At 69.0% G+C, this 20,894-nt stretch carries 21 protein-coding genes; 10 read left to right on the top strand and 11 right to left on the bottom strand.

Annotated elements, in window-relative coordinates:
- Positions 1 to 37 precede the first annotated feature (37 nt).
- Positions 38 to 2,071 (top strand): glucans biosynthesis glucosyltransferase MdoH, encoded by a 2,034-nt coding sequence (gene mdoH, locus BHS09_RS11680; protein WP_140797916.1) that lies wholly within the window; start codon positions 38 to 40, stop codon positions 2,069 to 2,071.
- A 12-nt stretch (positions 2,072 to 2,083) separates the two neighbouring features.
- Here mdoH and BHS09_RS11675 read toward each other — a convergent pair whose 3' ends face one another.
- Positions 2,084 to 3,394, bottom strand: coding sequence for a M18 family aminopeptidase (locus BHS09_RS11675; protein WP_174260522.1), 1,311 nt, complete (start codon positions 3,392 to 3,394; stop codon positions 2,084 to 2,086).
- Positions 3,395 to 3,450: 56 nt separating this feature from the next.
- Complete coding sequence (locus BHS09_RS11670; protein WP_140797914.1) at positions 3,451 to 4,251, bottom strand: hypothetical protein; 801 nt, start codon at positions 4,249 to 4,251, stop codon at positions 3,451 to 3,453.
- Between the two features lie 88 nt (positions 4,252 to 4,339).
- Here BHS09_RS11670 and BHS09_RS11665 point away from each other — a divergent pair, with 88 nt between their 5' ends.
- Positions 4,340 to 5,065 (top strand): hypothetical protein, encoded by a 726-nt coding sequence (locus tag BHS09_RS11665; RefSeq protein ID WP_140789707.1) that lies wholly within the window; start codon positions 4,340 to 4,342, stop codon positions 5,063 to 5,065.
- 171 nt (positions 5,066 to 5,236) lie between these two features.
- Here the strand turns inward: BHS09_RS11665 and BHS09_RS11660 are convergent, their stop codons facing one another.
- Complete coding sequence (locus BHS09_RS11660) at positions 5,237 to 6,178, bottom strand: acyl-CoA dehydrogenase family protein (RefSeq protein ID WP_140797913.1); 942 nt, start codon at positions 6,176 to 6,178, stop codon at positions 5,237 to 5,239.
- A gap of 705 nt (positions 6,179 to 6,883) precedes the next feature.
- Positions 6,884 to 7,546, bottom strand: a complete 663-nt coding sequence (locus BHS09_RS11650) for an SET domain-containing protein (RefSeq protein WP_140797912.1) — start codon at positions 7,544 to 7,546, stop codon at positions 6,884 to 6,886.
- A gap of 95 nt (positions 7,547 to 7,641) precedes the next feature.
- Here BHS09_RS11650 and BHS09_RS11645 point away from each other — a divergent pair, with 95 nt between their 5' ends.
- Complete coding sequence (locus BHS09_RS11645; protein ID WP_140797911.1) at positions 7,642 to 8,016, top strand: DUF423 domain-containing protein; 375 nt, start codon at positions 7,642 to 7,644, stop codon at positions 8,014 to 8,016.
- A gap of 7 nt (positions 8,017 to 8,023) precedes the next feature.
- Here BHS09_RS11645 and BHS09_RS11640 read toward each other — a convergent pair whose 3' ends face one another.
- The gene (locus BHS09_RS11640) at positions 8,024 to 8,332 is read right to left on the bottom strand and encodes a hypothetical protein (RefSeq protein WP_174258730.1); all 309 of its coding nucleotides are present in this window, start codon (positions 8,330 to 8,332) and stop codon (positions 8,024 to 8,026) included.
- A gap of 58 nt (positions 8,333 to 8,390) precedes the next feature.
- Between BHS09_RS11640 and BHS09_RS11635 the strand changes: the two genes are divergently transcribed.
- On the top strand, positions 8,391 to 9,680 hold the full coding sequence (locus BHS09_RS11635; protein ID WP_140797910.1) for a metal-dependent hydrolase family protein: 1,290 nt from the start codon (positions 8,391 to 8,393) through the stop codon (positions 9,678 to 9,680).
- 109 nt (positions 9,681 to 9,789) lie between these two features.
- Here the strand turns inward: BHS09_RS11635 and BHS09_RS39330 are convergent, their stop codons facing one another.
- Positions 9,790 to 9,993, bottom strand: a complete 204-nt coding sequence (locus tag BHS09_RS39330) for a cupin domain-containing protein (RefSeq protein WP_237080330.1) — start codon at positions 9,991 to 9,993, stop codon at positions 9,790 to 9,792.
- Positions 9,994 to 10,021: 28 nt separating this feature from the next.
- Positions 10,022 to 10,969, bottom strand: a complete 948-nt coding sequence (locus BHS09_RS11625) for a 1-phosphofructokinase family hexose kinase (RefSeq protein ID WP_140789695.1) — start codon at positions 10,967 to 10,969, stop codon at positions 10,022 to 10,024.
- A gap of 231 nt (positions 10,970 to 11,200) precedes the next feature.
- On the opposite strand from BHS09_RS11625, the gene mug reads away from it, so the two are divergent.
- Positions 11,201 to 11,701: a G/U mismatch-specific DNA glycosylase gene (gene mug, locus BHS09_RS11620; RefSeq protein WP_140796422.1), complete on the top strand. Its 501-nt coding sequence runs from the start codon at positions 11,201 to 11,203 to the stop codon at positions 11,699 to 11,701.
- Positions 11,702 to 11,832: 131 nt separating this feature from the next.
- Positions 11,833 to 12,420 carry a GAF domain-containing protein gene (locus BHS09_RS11615; protein ID WP_140789693.1) on the top strand — a complete coding sequence of 196 codons (588 nt, stop codon included), beginning with the start codon at positions 11,833 to 11,835 and terminating at the stop codon, positions 12,418 to 12,420.
- Between the two features lie 22 nt (positions 12,421 to 12,442).
- Here the strand turns inward: BHS09_RS11615 and BHS09_RS11610 are convergent, their stop codons facing one another.
- Positions 12,443 to 13,276: a 3'(2'),5'-bisphosphate nucleotidase CysQ family protein gene (locus BHS09_RS11610; RefSeq protein ID WP_140789678.1), complete on the bottom strand. Its 834-nt coding sequence runs from the start codon at positions 13,274 to 13,276 to the stop codon at positions 12,443 to 12,445.
- A gap of 43 nt (positions 13,277 to 13,319) precedes the next feature.
- A complete protein-coding gene (locus BHS09_RS11605; RefSeq protein ID WP_140797909.1) occupies positions 13,320 to 15,980 on the bottom strand; it encodes a PAS domain-containing sensor histidine kinase in 2,661 nt (886 codons plus the stop codon).
- A gap of 19 nt (positions 15,981 to 15,999) precedes the next feature.
- Here BHS09_RS11605 and BHS09_RS11600 point away from each other — a divergent pair, with 19 nt between their 5' ends.
- From BHS09_RS11600 to BHS09_RS11595, 3 genes are read left to right on the top strand one after another with little or no spacing between them, the layout of a single operon-like run.
- Entirely contained in the window at positions 16,000 to 16,494 is a 495-nt protein-coding gene (locus tag BHS09_RS11600; protein WP_140797908.1) for a GNAT family N-acetyltransferase, read from the top strand.
- Positions 16,491 to 16,613 carry a hypothetical protein gene (locus BHS09_RS39910; RefSeq protein ID WP_257792141.1) on the top strand — a complete coding sequence of 41 codons (123 nt, stop codon included), beginning with the start codon at positions 16,491 to 16,493 and terminating at the stop codon, positions 16,611 to 16,613. The genes BHS09_RS11600 and BHS09_RS39910 overlap by 4 nt, the downstream gene beginning before the upstream one ends.
- Before the next feature lie 14 nt (positions 16,614 to 16,627).
- Positions 16,628 to 17,056, top strand: a complete 429-nt coding sequence (locus BHS09_RS11595) for a DUF1801 domain-containing protein (protein ID WP_237078242.1) — start codon at positions 16,628 to 16,630, stop codon at positions 17,054 to 17,056.
- A gap of 169 nt (positions 17,057 to 17,225) precedes the next feature.
- Here BHS09_RS11595 and BHS09_RS11590 read toward each other — a convergent pair whose 3' ends face one another.
- Entirely contained in the window at positions 17,226 to 17,417 is a 192-nt protein-coding gene (locus tag BHS09_RS11590; protein ID WP_237080328.1) for a hypothetical protein, read from the bottom strand.
- 208 nt (positions 17,418 to 17,625) lie between these two features.
- Here BHS09_RS11590 and BHS09_RS11585 point away from each other — a divergent pair, with 208 nt between their 5' ends.
- Positions 17,626 to 19,086, top strand: coding sequence for a serine hydrolase (locus BHS09_RS11585; protein WP_140797907.1), 1,461 nt, complete (start codon positions 17,626 to 17,628; stop codon positions 19,084 to 19,086).
- A 73-nt stretch (positions 19,087 to 19,159) separates the two neighbouring features.
- Here BHS09_RS11585 and BHS09_RS11580 read toward each other — a convergent pair whose 3' ends face one another.
- Positions 19,160 to 20,848: a glutamine--tRNA ligase/YqeY domain fusion protein gene (locus tag BHS09_RS11580; RefSeq protein WP_140789666.1), complete on the bottom strand. Its 1,689-nt coding sequence runs from the start codon at positions 20,846 to 20,848 to the stop codon at positions 19,160 to 19,162.
- Positions 20,849 to 20,894 lie beyond the last annotated feature (46 nt).

Genomic DNA, 20,894 nt, shown 5'->3' with positions numbered 1-20,894 from the left:
AGCCCCCGCTCCGGGAGATTCCTCGCGAGGTTCCGCCATGCACGCTCATTCGTTCTCACCGGAGAGCGCCGGCATCCGGCGCCTCTTCGTCCTGGGCCTGGCCGCCGTGTCCACCCTCGTGGGCACGTGGGAGATGCACCGCCTGCTGAGCGCGCGCGGCACCACCGTCCCCGAAGGCGTGCTGCTGGTGCTCTTCGCCCTGTGCTTCGGGTGGATTGCGCTGTCCTTCTGGACGGCGGTGGCGGGGTTCCTCCAGCTCGCCGTGAGCAAGCGGCTGCCCGGCCTGCGCTGGCCCACGGCGGAGGAATCCACCACGCGGCTCACCTCGCGCACGTCGGTGGTGATGCCGGTCCACAACGAGGACCCGGCCTCCGTCTTCGCCAACGTGCAGGCCACCTACGAGTCCGTGGAGGCCACCGGGCAGCTGGACGCCTTCGACTTCTACATTCTCAGCGACTCCACCCGCCCGGAGGCGTGGATCGCCGAGGAGCTCGCCTGGGCCGACCTGTGCCGCCGCGTGGGTGGCCAGGGGCGCATCTTCTACCGGCGACGCACGGACAACACCGGCAAGAAGGCCGGCAACCTCCAGGACTTCTGCGAGCGCTGGGGCCGCCACTACGACTTCACGATTGTGCTGGACGCCGACAGCCTGATGGACGGCCGCACGCTGGTGACGATGGCGCGGCTGATGGAGCTCAACCCGCGCGCGGGCATCCTCCAGGCGCCGCCGCTGAACGTGGGCCGCAGCACCCTCTTCGCCCGGCTGCAGCAGTTCGCCGGGCGCGTCTACGGCCCGGTGGTGGCCGCGGGCGCGGCGGCGTGGCAGCTGGGCGAGTCCAACTACTGGGGCCACAACGCCATCATCCGCACGGAGGCGTTCATCCAGCACTGCGGCCTGCCCGTGCTCCCCGGCCAGCAACCCTTCGGTGGCCACATCCTCAGCCACGACTTCGTGGAGGCCGCGCTGATGCGCCGCGCCGGCTACACCGTGTGGCTGGTGACGGAGCTGGGCGGCAGCTTCGAGCAGCCGCCCCCGAGCCTGCTGGACTACGCGCAGAGAGATCGGCGCTGGTGCCAGGGCAACCTCCAGCACCTGAGCCTGGTGGCCGCGGGCGGCCTGCACCCCATCAGCCGGGGCCACTTCCTGATGGGCGTGATGTCCTACGCGGCGTCCCCGCTGTGGCTGCTGTTCCTGATGTCCGGGCTGATTGCCGGCCTCTACGACGGGTGGCTGTCGTTCTCCAACCCGCACCTGCTGGAGGACCTGGGCCCGGAGGCGCTGGCGTTCGACACCACGGGCGCCGTGCGGCTGTTCTCCGTGTCCATGGCCATGCTGTTCGCGCCCAAGTGCTTCGGGCTGCTGCTGGCGCTGGCCAGCTCCCAGGACTCGGCGCTCATGGGCGGCCGGATTCGGCTGGTGCTGAGTGTGCTGCTGGAGAGCGTGCTGGCCACGCTGATGGCGCCGGTGATGATGCTGTTCCAGTCGCACTTCGTCTTCGGCACGCTGCTTGGCTACAAGGTGACGTGGTCCAGCCAGCAACGCGACGACGCCGACCTGCCCTGGTCCGAGGCGGCCCGGCGGCACGCCGCTCACACCACCGTGGGCGTGGTGCTGGCGGCGGTGGCGTTCTTCCTGTCGCCCGGGCTGCTGCTGTGGCTGTCGCCCGTCGTGGCCGGCCTGCTGCTGTCCATCCCCCTCTCCGTCTTCACGTCCCGCGCGTCGCTGGGCATCTGGCTGGAGCGGCGCGGGCTGCTCGTCATCCCCGAGGAGACGGAGCCGCCGCGCGTGTTGGAGCGGGCGCAAGAGGTGGCCGAGGAGCACGCGCTGGAGCCGGTGAAGGACGCGGTGGACCACGTCATCTCCGATGCCAAGGCGCACGCGCTGCACCTGGCGCTGCTGGAGTCGCAGCCCTCGCCGGCCGCCGTGCCCATGGCACTGGCCTCCGCGCGGCGCAAGCTGCTGGGTGACAACGTGGAGCCGCTGTCCCCGCCGGAGAAGACGGCGGTGCTGATGGACGCACACACGCTGACGGAAGCCCGCGAGCGCCGGCTGACGCTCGCGGTCTCCTGAGCACCCGCGGGACTACGCGAAGAGGCGGCTGAGCACGGCCACCATCTGCGCCACGTCGGTGGCGCAGGCCATCTCCCGGATGGAGTGCATGGACAGCATGGGGTTGCCCACATCCACCGTCCGGATGCCGAGCTGCCCCGCGGAGATGGGCCCAATGGTGCTGCCGCAGCCCAGGTCGGTGCGGGTGACGAAGTGCTGCGGCGTCACGCCGGCCTCGCGGCACAGCGCCGTGAAGAAGGCCCACGACTCGCCATCCGTGGCGTAGGACTGGTTCACGTTCGACTTGATGACCGGGCCCGCGCCCATGTGCGGCTGGTGCTTGGGCTCGTGCAGGGACGGGTAGTTGGGATGGATGGCGTGCGCCATGTCCGCGCTCACCAGGAACGAGTGCGCGATGGCGCGGTGGAACGCGTCCGGCTTGCCGTCCGAGTGCGCCAGCGTCAGGCGCTCCAGCAGCGTGCGCAGGAAGGGTGACGCAGCGCCCTGCGCGCTGCGGCTGCCCACCTCTTCGTGGTCGAACAGGATGACGCCGCTGGTGGCCTCACGCGGCTCGCTGCTGGAGAGCAGCGCGGACAGGCTGGCGTGACAGCTGGCCAGGTTGTCCAGGCGCGGCGCGTGGAGGAACTCGCCGTGCGCGCCCGAGCGGATGGACGGCTGCAAGTCATAGAGGCACAAGTCGTAGCCGAGGATGTCCCCCGCCTGTGCCTTCACGCCGCCCTTGGCCAACTCCTCCAGCAGCAGCCCGTGCAGCTCCGCGACGCCCGCGCGATCCAGGCCCAGCACCGGCACCATGTGCTCCTGCGCGTTCAGCTTGAGCCCGTCCGAGTTCACCCCGCGGTTGAGGTGGATGGCCAGGTTGGGCACGCGCAGCAGCGGCCGGCGGAAGTCCACCAGGTGCCGCTGGGGGCGTCCTTCCACCATCACCATGACGCGGCCGGCGAGCGACAAGTCGCGGTCCGTCCAGGTGTGCAGCAACACCCCGCCGTAGATTTCCACGCCGAGCTGCTGGTAGCCGTTCTTCATCACCGCCGCGTTCGGCTTCACGCGCAGGTTCGGCGAGTCCGTGTGCGAACCCACCAACCGGAAGCCCGCCCGGTCCACGGGCTGGGTGCCGAGGTGGAAGGCCGCGATGCTCGTGTCCCCCCGGGTGATGAAGACGCGCGCGCCCGGCTCCAGCGTCCAGGGCTCGCGCTCGTCCAACTGGCGGTAGCCCGCCTGCGTCAGACGGCGGGCCGACTCGCGCACCGCATGGTACGGCGTGGGCGAGGCGTCGATGTACTCGAGGAGATCTCCGGCCAGGGCGTCGGTGTCGGTGGGGCTCATAGGGCGCCCCAAGCTAACGCCGTCCGGCCCCGCCGCCACTCCCGAAAGTCACCGGCCTACCGGGCGGGCGGGCGTTTCGCCGGAGCCTGCGCGGGGAGAATGGTGGTCGCGGGCCGGGCCCCCGGGGCCGCGTCCAGGAAGGTGCCCAACAACACCCACCGGCGAGAGGCCCCCTCCTTCCCATTCCGGGCCAACAGCGGCGTCGTGTAGTGCCAGAAGGGCAACCGGTACACGGTGATGCCGCCCACGGTGCTGACGGGGGTCATCTGCGTGAAGTGTCCGTCCTGGGCATAGACGAGGTACTGGTGGTCCACCCCGGGCAGCGTGAGGCTGACGTGCATGTCCACGTAGCCGTCCCGGGCCTCGGGCTCCTCCGGGTGGTGGTCGTTGTGCGGCCCGGAGTAGTCCCCCGGCCCGTAGCACAGCGCCTGGATGCCCCACTTGCGCCGCAGCGCCCGGCCCGTCACCGCGGCGGCGAACCCGGCGAAGGTGTCCGAGCGCAGCATGTCCGTGAGCCCCACGGACTCCGCCGCGCGCCACGAGCGGGAACGGCGGCTCTCCAGCAGCGCCGTGCTCACCCGCACCGTCTTGGGCAGCAGCTCCATGTAGTTCATCGTCTGCCCGGAGATGGAGTCCGCTGGAATCGGGTCCTCCATGGGCACCATCGTCTCGCGCATCGCCGCGTCCAACGCATCGCGGCATTCGGCGGCACGGCGTGGGTCAATGACACCCTGGAGCGACACGAAGGGACGGGCCGGGTCGAGCAGCGCGCCCACCACGTCACGCTCCTTGCCGTCGAGGATGCGGCGACCCCGGGGGGTCAGCCAGTCAGCGAACTCTTTGGGAAAGGCCTTCATCGGATTGGAACATAGCGCCCCACGCAACCTTTACAGCTGACTTGCGATAATCACCGACAAGCTGATTTTTCCCGGAGCCCCCCAGGCCATGTCCCGCATCGACAGCCGCCCCCGCGTCATCTCGAACCCCACCACCGCGCCTGCGCGGGCCCAGCCGGCAGCTCAGCAGGCGGCCAACGTGGCCCGTGCCACCGCCGTGGGTCACACGCAGGTGAACTCCTTCGAGGGCGCGGCCCGGGCCCGTCCGGCCGCGGCGGCCCAGCCGATTCCCGGTGCGTGGCGCGGCGGTCCGGACACCGAGGTGGGCAAGGCGGTGCAGTCCATCGTCTCGCGGCTCCAGTCGAACCCGGACGCGAACAACATCACCATCAAGGGTGACACCGCGGCCAGCCTGTTCAGCCGGGCCATCCTCGACAGCAAGCACGTGACGAACGAGCAGCTCATCGCCATGGCGAACGTGTCGCTGGACCAGCTCGCCAGCGACGAGAAGACGAAGGCGAAGGTCTACAAGAAGGTCCCGAACGTGCGCGACCTGCCGGTGCACAAGTTCACCGTGGCGATGATGTCCGCCGCGACGGGCATCGACCCGCAGAAGCTGTCCGAGGCCGTGCCGGACCTGGGCCTGACGGGCGCCCCCAACACGCCGCTGCTCTACGCGGCCAAGGGCGAGGGCATGCAGCGCTCCACCGCGCTGCACGACTTCACCGACTACCTGCGCGGCGCGGGCATCAAGGGCCTGAACAAGGCGGTGTGGGGCGTGGAGAACCGCGTCCTCTCCGCCATCGTCTCCGCCGTGGGCGGCGGGCGGTACTGAGCACCGCCACCGCGTCGCGGTGAGCACCGGGGCTGGGTCCTCCTGCGCGGAGGCCCGGCCCTTCGCCTTTCAGGCGCCCTGCCCCACGGCCTGGCTCGCATGGCCGGGCCGCATCGAAGCGCTCCGCCAGAGCCGTGTGAGCAATGCCCGGCAGCGGGCGCGTCCCAACCTTCAGCCGCTCCGGCCCGTTTCCTCTTGGATGCGCTGCCGGGCCGCCTCCAGCCGCTTCGCGCGCACCTTGCCAGCGACGCCCAGCAGCACGCGGTCCCGAGCCCAGCGCTCTCGCGTGATGGCATCCGTGGCGGCCCAGAGGGGTTCGCACCGCTCCAACACCGCGCGCTTGGTGAGCGCCAGCCCTCCGCCCAGGGCCACGTGCGTGGACGCCGCCGTCGGGTCCAACTGGGACAGCCCCCGCATCATCACCGCCAGGGCGGACAGCTCCTCGCGCACGTCGTCCGGCCAGCCGCTGCGGCGCCCTACCTGGAGCAGCCAGCCCAGCATCGCGAGCTGGACGTGGCAGTCCTCCACGGTGCGGAAGGGCTTGAGGTAGCGCGCGTAGCCGTCTCCCGGAAGCACGTCCTCCGAGGCGACCGCCACGTCCTCCAGGGACAGCTCCGCGTGAGGAACCTCGGGGATGAAGGGCAGCTCCGGGAGCGCGCTCAGCCGCACACCGGGCCGCTTCGCGTCCACCGCCACCATGCGCAGGCGGTTGCGGCCCTGGGCGTCCTGCCCCTCCGACGCCACCACCAGCAGCAGCTCCGCGCGCGTGCCCAGGGTGACGAACGTCTTGGTGCCTGACAGGCGCGGGCCCGCGCCGGCATCCGTCAGCCGCGTCTCGATGGCATTGGGATGCGCGCCCCCCGGCTCCGTGGCACAGAGCGCGATGATCCGCTCCGCCGGGAGCTCCGGAAACAGGCGCCGGTGCGCGGCGTGGTAGCCAGAAGCGAAGGCGAACCCCAACCGGTCGGCGAGGAAGCCGCCGGCCAGCGCCAGGTCCGAGGGCGAGGAGAAGCGGGAGGACAGCTCCAGGTGCTGGCGCCACCAGATGTCGACAGAATCGAGGACCTGGGGCTCGGCGGGCGCGGTGAGCAGGAAATGGAGGACGTCGTTCACGGGAGGAGTCTATTGGCGGCCCTCGCCGGCTCGTCCACCAGTTCTTGAATGAATGGTTGAGCGGCCACCGCTCCCTCCGCCCCAGGACTTCTCAGGGATGTATTACTGACTCTGGGTATTCTGAACCACGCGGCAGCTGCTGCGACTGCACAGCAGGAGGTAGCTGGCCTGCTGGTCACAGCCTCTCGCGCCAAACGTGTCACGATTCAGCCGCTGGGTTGATATCGCGTCCTGCTCACATTTCAGGTCGAAGGCCGCCTGACGAAGAACGAGCTCCTGTATGTCGACCCCACGAGGTTCAGGGCAATACCCAAAGGCGTTGCAGCCAACCTCGTAGCGCCGAAGCTTCTGACAGCCTTCCGCATAGTACGCGCCCGACTCGTTCGGAGCCCCGGCGTAATCATAGACAGGATTGACTGCCAGGTCTTTCTCCGGACAGGCCATGTCCTGGGCAGCCTTCCCTCGGATGGCACTCAGAGCGCCGCTCCCACATCCGGATGATATCAACGCCACAACGAAAGCGAGTACGACGGCCCGCATGTAATTGGCTCCACAAATGAAGCTCGAAAAATGTTTCGGCAGGAAACGTAAGGGAACACGAAAGCACCGTCAATGAGCAGCCCCCTACGTGCCCAGCACCATCACGGCACGCACACCCGGCACAGCGGCGCCCTCCTGAGGAGGGCGCTGGAACCTGCGCGCAGTTCAGCTCGCGCGCTTACGGCTGGGCGACTTCGCCCGCTGGGTGGACTTGCGGGTACCGGCGGATGACTTCTTCCCCGCCGCCTTCTTGGCCCCCGCGTCCTTGTTGCCCCGGGACTTCGACACAGACTTCTTTTTCGACGTCGACGAGGTCTTCGCCTTCTTGGCCGACGTCTTCCGGGCCGGCGCCTTCTTCTCCGGGGCCAGGATGGTGCCCCGGCAATTGGGCGCGCCGCAGCGGCAGACGTAGAGAGCCTCGGCTTCAGGCCCCATGTCCTCGGTGCGCTCGTAGCCGTAGTCGTACACCAGCTCATCACCGGGCTCGATGGTGGTGAGCGCGTAGATGTAGATGTGGCCCTTGTCGATGAGGGCTTCACAGTTGGGCGCGCACGAGTGGTTGATGTAGCGCGCCTCGTTGTGAATCGTCCCCGCGTCCAGCACCGTCCGCTTGTCGAGGTTGAACAGGAACGTGTGGTGCCGCGCCATCGATTCGTCGTCGTAGCGGACGTCCGCCTCCGCCTGCGTGATGCGCTCACCGAGGTACTCGATGATGCGCGTGCCCTTGCGGATGCGGCGGATGGCGAAGGCACCCTGGCCCTGGATGGAGGACGGGTGCAACTCGAAGGGAAGCGGCTTCGTTGAAGGAATGAAGTTGGGTGAGGTCATTCTGTTGTGAGCGCCCCAGGTGTTGATGTCGGCCAGGACGCTCCGGCTGCGGCGGTGTAGCGTGCACCAGTCCGACTTCCGATGAAAGGCGAACGATGATGCGGTGGTGGCTCGTCCTGGGTGCCGTGAACGCTTTCCTCTCCGTCAGCGCGGGGGCCTTCGGCGCGCACGCGCTGCGAAGCCGGCTGCCCCAGGACCTCCAGGTCATCTTCGAGACGGGGGCGCGGTACCACATGTACCACGCGCTGGGACTGCTGGCCGTGGGCCTGCTGGGGCACTTCCGCCCCTCGTCCCTGCTCAACGGCGCCGGTTGGGCGATGCTGGTGGGCATCGTCCTGTTCTCTGGCAGCCTCTACGCACTCGCACTCTCCGGCGTGCGCGTGCTGGGAGCCATCACCCCGCTGGGGGGCCTGGGATTCCTCGCCGGCTGGCTCCTGTTCGCGGTGGCCGCCTGGCGCACCACGAACTGAGCCCCGCTCACTCCCTCCAGGACGGGGGGAGTGGGTAGTACCGGTCGAGGTCGTCGTGGTTGACGAAGCCACACGCCTCCCGCTGCACCATGAAGCACCAGCGCTGGTGCTCGGCTTCCTTGCGCAGGGCCTGGTGGCGGGCAATCTGCGCGCGCCGGTCGGCGGTCCGGTGGGACCGCAGTTGACGTTCGACCTCGGACAGCTCCCGCAGCGTCTCCTCCAGCTTCACTTCCAATTTCCGGAGCGAGGAGGCCTTCTCCGCCTGGAACTCGGCCTCTAGCGCCTGCAGTGCGTTCGAGCGGTCTTGGAAAGCCATGCCCGTCGAATTAACACCCAGGCCTTCCCGCCGCCCGAGCTTGTCCGCTCCCCTGCCTATGCGCGCCTTCCTCTTCGTCTCGCTGTTCGCCACCGCCGTGGCGACCGCTGCCGAACCGACGCACACCGTCCCACCGGCGTCCTATCTACTGCGGCCCGACCGCGTCTTCGACGGTGTCACCCCCAAGCCGCACACGGGCTGGGTCGTCCTGGTGACGGGTGACCGCATCGCCGCCGCGGGGCCCGAAGCCAAGATGAAGGTCCCCCAGGGCACCACGTCCGTTGACCTGAGCGGCGCCACGCTGCTGCCCGGCCTCATCGAGGGCCACTCCCACCTGCTCCTCCATCCGTACAACGAGGCGTCCTGGAACGACCAGGTGCTGAAGGAGTCGCTGGCGCTGCGGGTGGCCCGCGCCACCAACCACGCCCGCGCCACGCTGGCGGCGGGCTTCACCACCGCCAGGGACCTGGGCACCGAGGGCGCGGCCGACGCGGACGTCGGGCTCAAGCAGGCCATCAACCAGGGCATCATCCCTGGCCCGCGCCTGCTGGTGGCCACGCGCGCCATCGTCGCCACCGGCAGCTATGGCCCCAAGGGCTTCGCCTCGGAGTGGCACGTCCCCCAGGGCGCGGAAGAGGCGGACGGCGAGGAGACGCTCACCCGGGTGGTGCGCGCGCAAATCGGCCAGGGCGCGGACTGGGTGAAGGTGTACGGTGACTACCGCTGGGGCCCCAACAACGAAGCCCGGCCCACCTTCTCCCTGGAGGAGATGAAGCGCATCGTCGACACCGCGCGAAGCAGCGGCCGTCCGGTGTCCGTCCATGCGAGCACCCCCGAAGGCATCCGCCACGCGGTGCTTGCGGGTGCGGAGAGCATCGAGCACGGGGACGAAGGCACCGCCGAGGTGTTCCGCCTCATGGCACAGCGGGGCGTCTACCTCTGCCCCACCCTGGCCGCCAGCGACGCGATGTTCGAACAGCGCGGCTACAAGCGCGGCGTGGACCCGGAGCCCGCCTACCTCCAACAGAAGCGCGCCACCTTCCGCGCCGCCCTCAGCGCCGGCGTCCCCATGTGCGCGGGTGGAGACTCCGGCGTCTTCCCTCACGGAGAGAATGCGCGCGAGCTGGAGCTGATGGTGGCCTACGGCATGACGCCCGCACAGGCGCTCCAGGCCGCCACCTCCGGCAACGCGGCGATGCTCCACCGTGAGGACCAGCTGGGCCAGGTGAAGGCCGGGCTGCTCGCGGACCTGGTGGCGGTGGAGGGCGACCCGACGAAGGACATCACCACCCTGCGCAAGGTGCGCTGGGTGATGAAGGGCGGCACGGTCGCCGTGGAGCGTCGCTGAGGCGCTACGGCTTCCATGCCGAGGGCAACGCGCCCTGCTTGCCCGTCACCGGGTCCGCGCCGGGCAGAGGCACCTGGGCAATCCGCTGGACGGAGGCGTCATGCGTCGCCTACTCCGGGCGCTGCATGTCGTAGTCGCCCGTCCCCGCTGGATAGCCGCCCACCACGAGGAAGTCACCGCTGGCCTCCAGCCGGCGGTGGCCCGTTCCCGCCGGGAGCACCAGCACATCGCCGGCCTGGACGGTGACCTCCTGCCCGGACTCGCCGCCCAGCTTCAGCCTCGCCGCCGCCACTCCTGGGAATGGAACGGACAAGCCCTCCTTCCCGCGCCGGCCGGAGTGCCTACGGACGCGGCACCGGCTCCGCCTTCACCTGGGCGAAGAGCCGCTCCACGTCCGCCCGGTAACATAGGTCCGTCCCCTGGGTGAGCAGCGCGGCCGTCCCGGAGGCGATGCCCCAGCGCAGCGCGTCCTCAATGGACTGGCCCCGCGCGAGCGCAAGCGTCATCCCCGCGACAAAGCTGTCCCCCGCGCCCACAGAGCTGTGCGTCCGCACCGGAGGCGGCGTCGCCCGGAACTGGGCGGTGCGCGTCGTCACCAGCGCGCCGTCCGCGCCCATGGACACCGCCAGCACTTCCGCGCGGCCCTGGGCCACCAGCTCGCGCGCCGCGGCGGCCTGGGTGGCGAAGTCTTCCGTCGACACGCCGCTCAAGTCGCGCAGCTCGCGGCGATTGGGCTTGGCCAGGAACACGCCCTCTTCCAGCGCGGCCCGCAGCGGAGGACCGTTGGTGTCCACCACCACGCGCACGGCCAGGCGCTTCCCCAGCCGGGCCACACGGGCATAGAAGTCCTCCGGCACGCCGGGCGCCAGGCTGCCGCTGGCGACGATGAAGGCCGCGCCCACGGCCACGTCCTCCAGTGCTCCGAGGCAGCGCTGCCACTCGCGCTCGGACAACGTGGGCCCCGGCAGGATGAAGCGGTACTCACGCGCGCCCGTGCCTTCCGCCACCGTGAAGCTCTCCCGGGTGGCGTCCTGCAACGGCACGGAGCGGCGCAGCAGGCCCTTCTCCTCCAGGAGCTCCTCCAGCAGGCTCCCGGTGGCCCCGCCCCGCGTGTAGACGGCGATGGACTCACCGCCCAGCTCACGCACCACGCGCGCCACGTTGATGCCGCCCCCACCCGGGTCCCTGCGCACGGGGCCACAGCGCAGCTTGTGCTCCGGCGTGACTTCCGGCACGGACGTGGCCACGTCGATGGTCGGGTTGAGCGTCAGGGTGACGATGTGCGGCATCGCGAAGGGCCTCCTGGGTTGCATGGGCGCGAAAGGGCCGAGCCTGCCCCACCCCGCGCGCCTTCGCCAGCCATCCGAGCGCCCACGCCGCTCCGTCCCACGGGCAACACCCCACCCCGTGCATGGGGCCCTGGGGGGTTGCCTTCCCAGGTAGGCTCGCGAAGATGCGCCCCCATGACACCGCTCCGTCGCCCCTCACGAGATGAGCTGGACGCAGCCACCGGTCGCACCATGCCGGACGTCATCGCTCCCCGGCTGCGCGTGCTCTTCTGCGGCATCAACCCCAGCCTCTACTCCGCGGTGGTGGGCTATCACTTCGCGCGGCCCGGCAACCGCTTCTGGCCCACGCTGCATGCCGCGGGCATCACTCCGCACACATTCCAACCCACGGAGCAGGAGGCCTTGCTCGCGCTGGGCTACGGCATCACCAACGTGGTGGACCGCGCCACCGCCACCGCGGACCTGCTGAACCCCGCCGAACTGGCCCAGGGCGCGAAGGCGCTGGAAGCCAAGGTGGCGCGCTACCAGCCCCGCTTCCTCGCGGTGCTGGGCGTGAGCGCCTACCGCATCGCCTTTGGCCGTCCCAAGGCCGCGCTGGGCACGCAACCGGAGCGCCTGGGCGACACGCGTTTGTGGGTGCTGCCCAACCCCAGCGGGCTCAACGCGCACTACCAACTCGACGCGCTGGGCCGCCTTTTCGCCGAGCTGCGACGCGCCGTGGAGCAGGGCTGACGACTCCCGGTACGAGTTCGCGGTGCCTCGCGCACCGTGCCTTGACCCATGGGTGCGCCCGCATGCAACGCTGCCCGCCAGGTTCCCCCGGACCTGCATCGCAACAGGCGCCCCCACCTGGAGCAGACCCCATGGCCTCGAAGGCATTCGCAGCAATCATGAACGTATCGCAGCTACTCCTGGAGCGCGGCTTCGAGACCGCGACAGTCTCGGAGGCCCTGGGCCAGGTGGGCGTCGCGCTCGACGTCGACCGCGTCTACATCTTCGAGAACGCCACCAGCCCCAGGGGCGAGCTGCTGTGCAACCAGCGCTACGAGTGGACCGCGGCCGCGGCCTCCGCGCAGTTGGACAACCCCGAGCTCCAGAACGTCCCCTACGCGGAGGTCATGCCCTCCTGGGTCGGGCCGCTGTCGTCGGGCAAGGCCGTCCAGGGACCACCCCGTAACTTCCCGTCGCCCGCTCGGGAGCTGCTGGAGGGCCAGGACATCCGGTCGCTGCTGGTCTGCCCCATCATCGTGGGCGGCGAGTGGTGGGGCTTCGTGGGCTTCGACGACTGCCGGACGGAGCGCCAGTGGCCGCCGACGGAGGTCTCCGTGCTCCAGGCCCTGTCCAACGCGCTCGCGGGCTCGCTCCGCCATGCGCGCCTGCGCAGCATGCTCTCCGGCGTGCAGTCCCAACTGCGCACCATCATCCAGCGCTGCGAGACGACGGCGTCCTGACGCGAGCAGCGTCCGCGAGGCCTCAGCGAAGAATACCGGCCTCGCGGGCGAACCCGGCCACCACGGGCGCCACGTGCTCGAAGGCGGCGGCGTTGCAGGCCAGCAGGCCGCGGCGGTTCTGGAGCTCCGAACCGTCATAGGCGTACGGCGTCCCGCCCAGGTCCGTGAGGATGCCACCCGCCGCGCGCAGCACCGCTTCGGGCGCGCAGTTGTCCCAGCGATAGCTCTTGTCGCTGACGTGCAGGTAGAGGTCGCAGGCGGCCTCCGCCAGCAGGCCGCACTTGAGGCCCACTGAGCCACACGCCTGCTCGTGGGTGATGCCCAGCCGCCGGGCCACCGCGTCCGTCAGGCGCGAGCGGTGTGAGCGGGACACCACCAGTCGCAGCGCGGACGGCTCCGCCGTGTCCGATACCCGCAGGGCGCGGCGCCCCTGCGCGTCCTCCACGAAGCCGCCCTGCCCCACCACGCCCCAGTACAGCGTGTCTCCAACGGGCCGGTACACGACGCCCAGCGTGGCCTTCCCCGCGATGGCGAGCCCGATGTGGATGGCGAACTCGCCGTTGCGGTTGACGAACTCCTGCGTGCCGTCCATGGGGTCCACGAACCAGCAGCGCTCGAAGCGGCTCGCGCCGGAGGTGTTGTCGGACTCCTCGGCCACGACACCGTCGGAAGGAAATGCGTCGCGCAGCGCTTCCACGATGAAGGCGTTGGCGCGCTCGTCGGCCTCGGTGACGGGCCCCATGCCGCCCGCCTTGTCATGGACGGAGAAGGGCGTGGCGTAGACCTCCAGGAGGATGGCTCCCGCCTGGCGGGCTACGCGGCGGGCGATGTCGAGTTCGGCGTCGAGCGTATGCATGCAGTGGCCGCAGTCTGCCCCTCCGTCCTCCTCCAGTCACGGGTCAGCGAGCCTCCGGGGGAAGGTCGACAACGAAGGTGGCGCCCTTCCCCGGCTGGCTTTCGACGCGAATCGTCCCGCCGTGCGCTTCCACGAGCCGCCGGGTGATGAAGAGCCCCAGCCCCAGGCCTCCGTAGTTGCGGGACGCGGCGCGCTCGAAGCGATCGAAGATGCGCGGCTGCGCCTCCAGGGGAATGCCCACGCCATGGTCCTGGATGCGGATGCGGGCACCCTCCCCGACGCGTGACACCTCCATGCGGACGGGCTCGCCGGCGCCGTACTTCATCGCGTTGGTCAACAGGTTGATCATCACCTGCTCCATCCGGAGCCGGTCCCATCGCCCCAGGACGGGCGTGGGCGCCACCAGCTCGAACACGCAGCCCGCCCGGCCCATCTGTCCCCTCAGGTGGCCCGTGACGTCCCGGGCCACCGCCGCCAGGTCCATGTCCTCGCGCCGCAGGGCCACCTGGCGCTCGTTGACGCGCGACACGTCCAGCAGGTGCTCCACCAGATGCGACAGCCGCCGGAGCTGGTCCCCGAAGACATCCAGCATGGCGGCCACCTTCTCCACGGGAAGCTGGCCGGACTCCTGCCGAGACAGGGTCCGCGTCAGTTGCTGCACACGCAGCTTCATGGAGGTGACGGGCGTCTTCAGCTCATGCGAGGCAATCGACAGGAACTCGTCGCGAGCGCGGATGGACTCCTGGGCCTTGCGATAGAGCTCGGCGTTCTCGATGGCGAAGGCTGCGCGCTGCCCCAGCTCCTCGGCCAGTGAGCGCTCGCGCGGGCCATACGGACGCCCCGGATGCGCCGCGACAACGGACAGCACGCCCAGGATGAGGCCCCGCGCCCGCAGCGGAACATTCAGTGATGCCCGAGCGCTCAGTGCCCTCACTGTGCTCCACCGTTCGTCTCGGAGCCCATCCGGGTCCAGCAGGCCCATGGCATCCGGGGACGACTCCGAATGTCCCGTCTCCAGCACCCCATAGGGACCATCCCGCGGACCGGAGACGGGGGGATGGGCCTGGAGGAACTCGCGAACGGTGCGGCCCCCCTCGGGCGAACTGGCGGCTACGGCCACGGGGCGCAGCGCCGCGTCCTTGTCCAACAGGGAGACGACGCACAGCTCCCCCAGGGTGGGGACGGACAGCTCCGCCACGCGCTGGAGCGTGGTCTCCGAGTCGAGCGACGTCACCAGCGCCTGGCTGGCCTCCGACAGGAAGCGCTGCCCCAGCTCCATCTGCTTGAGCTCGGTGACGTCGGTGGAGATACCGCACAGCGCATAGAGCGTGCCCGACGAATCGATGAGCGGGAACTTCTGCATGAGATGGGTGTGGACGCCGTCTTCCAGGGGGATGCGCTCCTCCCGCAGGACGAGCTCCCCGGTGGTGAAGACGGCCTGACTCGTCTCACGGAAGCGCGCCGCCAGCGGCCCGGGGAAGATGTCCGACGTGGACTTGCCAGCGACCTCCTGCAGCGTGTGATGGAAGAGCCGCTCCCACTCGCGGTTCACGAAGATGTAGCGCTCCTGCCGGTCGATGATGAAGAACACGGCGTTGGCGTTGTCCAGGATGGCGCGCAGCCGCTTCTCGCTCTCGACGAGCGCGTCCTCGGCGCGCTTGCGCTCCGTCACGTCGGTCAGCACCGCCAGCGACCGAACCATCCGGCCCGACGCGTCCCGCTCCGAGATGGCGGAGAGGAGGACGTCGAGCACCTCGCCGTTCTTCTTCAGAATCTGGTACGGCACGTCCTTGCAGACGCCCGTCTTGAAGAACGCTGGCAGGACGTGCTCGGTCGCATACCGGCGAGACTCCGGCGTGAAGAAGTCCACGGAGCGACGGCCCAGGACCTCCTCGCGCGAATAGCCCAGGGTGCGCAGCCAGTACTCGCTGACGCTGACCAGCCGGCCCTCCGCGTCGATGGAGTGCATCATCGCGGGCGTGTTCCTATAGAGGCTCCGGAACTTCTCTTCCTCCGCGCGAAGCGCTGCCTCCGCCTGTTTGATGGCGGTGATGTCCCGGAACACGGTCGCCGCGCCGTAGACGTCTCCCGTCGGGTCGGTGAGCACGCGCGCGCCCACCAGCAGCCAGAGGCCCTTGGGGTGGCGGGCGTTGCGTACGTAGACCTCCGCCTGGTCCACCGCCTCGCCACGCAGCAGGGCGCGGGTGAGCGGCAGCGTCTCGACGGGATAGGGCGTCACGGTATCGGGAAGGTAGAGCCCGAAGTACTTCGACCACTGGGACACCGGCATCTCCGGCGGAGGCAACGCGCCGAAGATCTGCTGGGCCATGGGGTTGAGGAGGACGAACCGGCCGTGCCGGTCGACCACCGACACGCCATCACCCATGTTGAGGAAGACCGCCTCCAGGATGCCGAGCGGGATGCCGCCCTCACCGTCCGCGAAGGCATGCCCGCCGGGACGCGTGCCATCGTCCCGGGCGAGCGGAGCCGACATCCAGGTGCTGTCTTCCAGGTGGTCCATGGGAGGGGCGAGTCCAGCGCAAGGAGGCAACGAGGCGCCCTCCCCGTTGGCGTGCCTCCCGTCCACCAACGACTCCTGGACGCCATTCCTCGTCAACAATGTTGTCTCGTGGCCACGCCGCCAAGCCGCGCGTTCCGATGAGGCCAGCGCTCGGTGAAGAAGCCCGCTATAGGAAGGGGCCATTCCTTCCCTTGGAGCCGCCATGCCCGTCACCCTCCGTCCCGCCAAGCCCTCGGATGAGCCCGTCCTGGGGCGCATGGGCGCGGCGCTCGCCCGGAAACACCACGCCTTCGACGCCGCGCGCTTCATGCTCCCAGACGACGTGGAGTCGGGCTTCCGCAAGTGGCTGGGCGACGAGGCCAGGAAGCCCGACGCGGTCGTCCTGGTGGCGGAGCTGGACGGAGAGGTCGTGGGCTATGCCTACGGCCGCGTGGAAGGCATGGACTGGAATGCCCTGCTGGACCGCAGCGGCGGCTTCCATGACATCTGGGTGGACGAGAAGGCGCGTGGCGCGGGCGTGGGCGTCCTGCTCGCGGAGGAGATGATGAAGCGCCTGACGGCCCTCGGCGTGCCGCGCGTCGTCCTCCACACCGCCGCGCAGAACGCGACCGCGCAGCGCCTGTTCGCGAAGCTGGGCTGGCGCCCCACCATGGTGGAGATGACGCGCGAGGCGCCCCCTCGTGACGCTACTGAATGATTCGCCGCAGCGAGGCACCGCTCGCTTCGAAAGTCCGCCAGACACTGCTCACCGAGGGCGCCACGGCGCGCTCGTCGAAGGACGTGACGGCGGCCGTGGACGTTTCCTTCAACCAGTGAGCACAATGGGCGCAATGACAACCACGTGGACCGATGCCGATCCGTTGGCGTTCCTCGCTAACGTGACGCCTGCAGGGCGCCGTCGCGACGCCCAGGTGCTTCTCGACTTGATGCGCGAAGTGACCGGGCTCGAGCCGAAGATGTTCGGTCCCTCAATCGTCGGGTTCGGAGAGTACGCGTACCAGTACGCGAGCGGCCACCGTGGCACCGCACCCGCCGCTGGCTTCTCTCCCCGCAAGGCGGCAACCGTCGTCTACCTCGCTGACGGCCTCAGAGCCCACGCCAGTGCGCTCGCCAAGCTCGGTCCGCACACGGCCGGCACCGGATGCCTGTACATCAAGGACCTCACGAAGGTCGACCTCGACGTGCTCACTGGCATCGTCCGCGCCTCGCTGAAGACGCTCACCGCAGGGACCTACGGCAAGCACGCCCACGAGAGCTGAGCGACCGCTGACCGGTCCCCGGAGGTCGCCTTGTCGCGGCTGTGCCTCCCCAAAGGCATCTCGCCGTGGCCACGCTGCCCGATTCCGTCGACCACACCGACACTGTCCTGCTTCTGCTGCTTCTTCACATCCACCTCACGAGGGGGAGGCTATCCCCCAGAGAGGTGTCTCAAGAAATCCTGGGGCGGAGGAAGTTGGACATGTTCCACGGGTTGCCCGTGATGCCCTGGTCGGTGAAGCCCGTGAGGTTGAAGTTCCATGCCTCGTTGAGCTTCTTCTGTGCTGTCGGGTCCTCGGGGAAATCAATCTGGTTCGCCGGGGCCAGGAAGCGATGCACGCCATCGGGGGAAGGCTTTGCCATGTCATGGGCTCCTTTTTTCGACAGCCATTGACGCCAACCCTTGTCATGCATGAATGACTGCCTTTGCAAGACACCCCTTCACTTCTCATGAACAAGCGTCTGGCAGACAACCCGACTTCCGAACCAAGGAAAACCGGGGCGGCCCGCGAAAACAGATGCAATCACCCGCCCCCCCGCACGTACTGCGCGAAATGAAGGGGAGGTCTGAATGAGATGGCTGAGCGCGCGCCTCACGGGCGTACTGGTGGCATGGGTGCTGGTGGCGCCGCTGGCGGAGGCGGCGAACCGGAAGCAGGAGGTGGACCGGTACATCCGTGGGTTCCACCAGAAGGGCATGTTCAATGGAACGGTGCTCGTGGCCCATGAGGGAGGCATCCTCCTCAAGAAGGGCTACGGCTCCGCGAACCTCGAGTGGAAGGTGCCCAACGCGCCGGACACGAAGTTCCGCATCGGCTCCATCACCAAGTCCTTCACGGCGACCGTCATCCTGCAGCTCGTCGCCGAGGGAAAGCTCCAGCTCGATGACCCCATCACGAAGCACCTGCCGGACTACCGGAACGACACCGGTGGGCGCGTCACCATCACCCACCTGCTGAACCACACCTCCGGCATTCCCAGCTACACGTCGGCCCCCCATTTCCGGGCCGACTCGGTCAACCCCTATGGCGTCGCGGAGTTCGTGAAGAAGTCCTGCAGTGGCGACCTGGAGTTCGAGCCCGGCACGAAGTACGCGTACAACAACTGCGGCTACTACCTGCTGGGCGCCCTCATCGAGAAGCTCACCGGCCAGACGTATGCGCAGGCCGTGCAGGCGCGCATCTTCGGGCCGCTGGGCATGAAGGACTCCGGCTATGACGTCACCGCCACGGTGCTGCCCAAGCGCGCCAGCGGCTACACGGCCACGCCGGGTGGGTACGTCAACGCGCCCTACCTCGACATGGGCCAGCCCTATGCCGCCGGCTCGCTGTACTCGACGGTGGAGGACCTGTACCGCTGGGACCGGGCCTTCTACGGCGACACGCTGATGCCCGCGGAGCTCAAGCAGAAGATGCTCACCCCGGGCCTTCAGCACTACGGCTTCGGCTGGGCCATTGCCCCCGTGCAGCTGCATGACGGCAAGACGAAGCTCCCAGGTATCTTCCACAGCGGCGGCATCAACGGCTTCTCATCCCTGCTGGTCCGCGTGCCCGAGCGCAAGGAGGTCGTCATCCTCCTCGACAACGCGACCCACGGCGACCTCCAGGAGATTGCGGGCGGCGTGCTGAGCATCCTCCATGGCATCGCCCCCCGGCAGGCCCGGATGCCCATCGGCACCGTGATGATGGAGTCTCTCGGCAAGAGCTCCACCGCCGAGGCCATCGCCAACTACCGCACGCTGAAGAAGACGAAAGAAGCCCAGTACGACTTCAGCGAATCGCAGCTGAACACGGTGGGCTACCACCTCTTGCGCGGCGGGCGCGTGGCGGATGCCATCGAGGTGTTCAAGCTCAACGTGGAGATGTTCCCCAAGGAGGCCAACTGCTACGACAGCCTCGGCGAGGCCTACGCCGCCCACGGCGACAAGGAACAGGCCATCGCCAACTACCGCAAGTCCCTGGAGCTGGACCCCAAGAACGAGAACGCGGTGAAGATGCTCAAGGAGCTCGAGCAGCCCGCCGCGACGCGGTAGGCCGCGAGCCTTCCGAAGAAAGCACCGTGCCAGGTGCCGCCAGCGTGGGCGGCACCCGGAAGCACGCCAGAGACTACTTCCCCTTGGCCTGCTCCTTCGTCCACGAGTCCTTCAGCGTCACCGTGCGGTTGAAGACGGGCTTGCCCGGCTTCGAGTCCTTCGGGTCCACGTAGAAGTACCCGGTGCGCTCGAACTGGTAGCGCGACTCCACGGCGGCATCCGCCAGCATCGGCTCGACGCGGGCGTCGCGCAGCGTCTGGAGGCTGGCCGGGTTGAGGAACGTGGTGAAGTCCTTGGACTCGTCCGTGTCCGGCGCCTCCACGGAGAAGAGCCGGTCATAGAGGCGGACCTCCGCGACGGGCGCGTTGCCGGGCACCCAGTGCAGCGTGCCCTTCACCTTGCGGCCGTCCGGCGCGTTGCCGCCGCGCGTGGCCGGGTCATACGAGCAGCGCAGCTCCACCACGTTGCCCGCGGCGTCCTTGATGACCTGCTCGCACTTGATGAAGTACGCCGAGCGCAGCCGCACCTCCTTGCCGGGCGCCAGCCGGAAGAACCCCTTCGGCGGGTCCTCCATGAAGTCGTCCGCCTCGATGTACAGCTCGCGCATGAAGGGCACCTGGCGCGTCCCCATCTCCGGCTTCTGCGGATGGTTCTGCACCTCCAGCAGCTCCGTCTGCCCCTCCGGGTAGTTCTCCAGCACCACCTTCAGCGGGCGCATCACCGCCATGGCGCGCGGGGCCGTCTCGTTGAGGTCCTCGCGGATGCACAGCTCCAGCAGGCTCATGTCGATGAGCTGCTGCGCCTTGCCCACGCCCACGCGCGTGGCGAAGTCCCGGATGGACGCCGGCGTGAAGCCACGGCGGCGCAGGCCGGTAATCGTCATCATCCGGGGGTCATCCCACCCGGTCACGAAACCCTCCGTCACCAGCTTGAGCAGCTTGCGCTTGCTCATCACCGTGTAGTTGAGGTTCAGCCGGTTGAACTCGTACTGGTACGGCCGGTCCCCGCTGATGAGGTTGCCGACAATCCAGTCGTACAGCACGCGCCGGTTCTCGAACTCCAGCGTGCAGATGGAGTGGGTGATGCCCTCGATGGCGTCCGACAGGCAGTGCGCGAAGTCGTAGAGCGGGTAGATGGGCCACGCATCGCCGGTGCGGTGATGGTGCGCGTGACGGATGCGGTAGATGGGCGGGTCGCGCAGCACGGGGTTGGGCGACGCCATGTCGATCTTCGCCCGCAGGGTGTGCTGGCCGTCGGAGAACTCGCCCGCGCGCATGCGGTGGAACAGGTCCAGGTTCTCCTCCACGGAGCGCTCGCGGTACGGGCTGTTGCGCCCCGGCGTGGTGAAGTCGCCGCGGTACTCGCGAATCTCCTCCGGGGACAGGCTGCACACGTACGCCTTGCCCTGCTTGATGAGCTGCACGGCGAAGTCGTAGAGCTTCGGGAAGTAGTCGGACGCGAAGAACTTCCGGTCCTCCCACTCGAACCCCAGCCACTTCACGTCACGCTGGATGGCCTCGACGTAGTCGGTGTCCTCGGTGACGGGGTTGGTGTCGTCGAAGCGCAGGTTGCACGTGCCTCCGTATTGCTGCGCCAGCCCGAAGTTGAGGCAGATGGACTTGGCGTGGCCGATGTGGAGGTAGCCGTTGGGCTCGGGCGGGAAGCGGGTGTGCACGCGGCCCGCGTGCTTTCCCGTCCGCTGGTCTTCCTCGATGATTTCCTGGAGGAAGTTCAGGCCCTGCGTTTCGTTCGTCGTCGTCATGATGGGGGCGAATCCTCGTGAAGCAGCCGGGGGCCGGCAAGGGATT

This window comes from Myxococcus xanthus, from assembly GCF_006402735.1.
Lineage (GTDB): Bacteria > Myxococcota > Myxococcia > Myxococcales > Myxococcaceae > Myxococcus > Myxococcus xanthus_A.
Note: the sequence above shows the minus strand (reverse complement) of the source record. Positions and strands in the feature narration are given on the sequence as shown.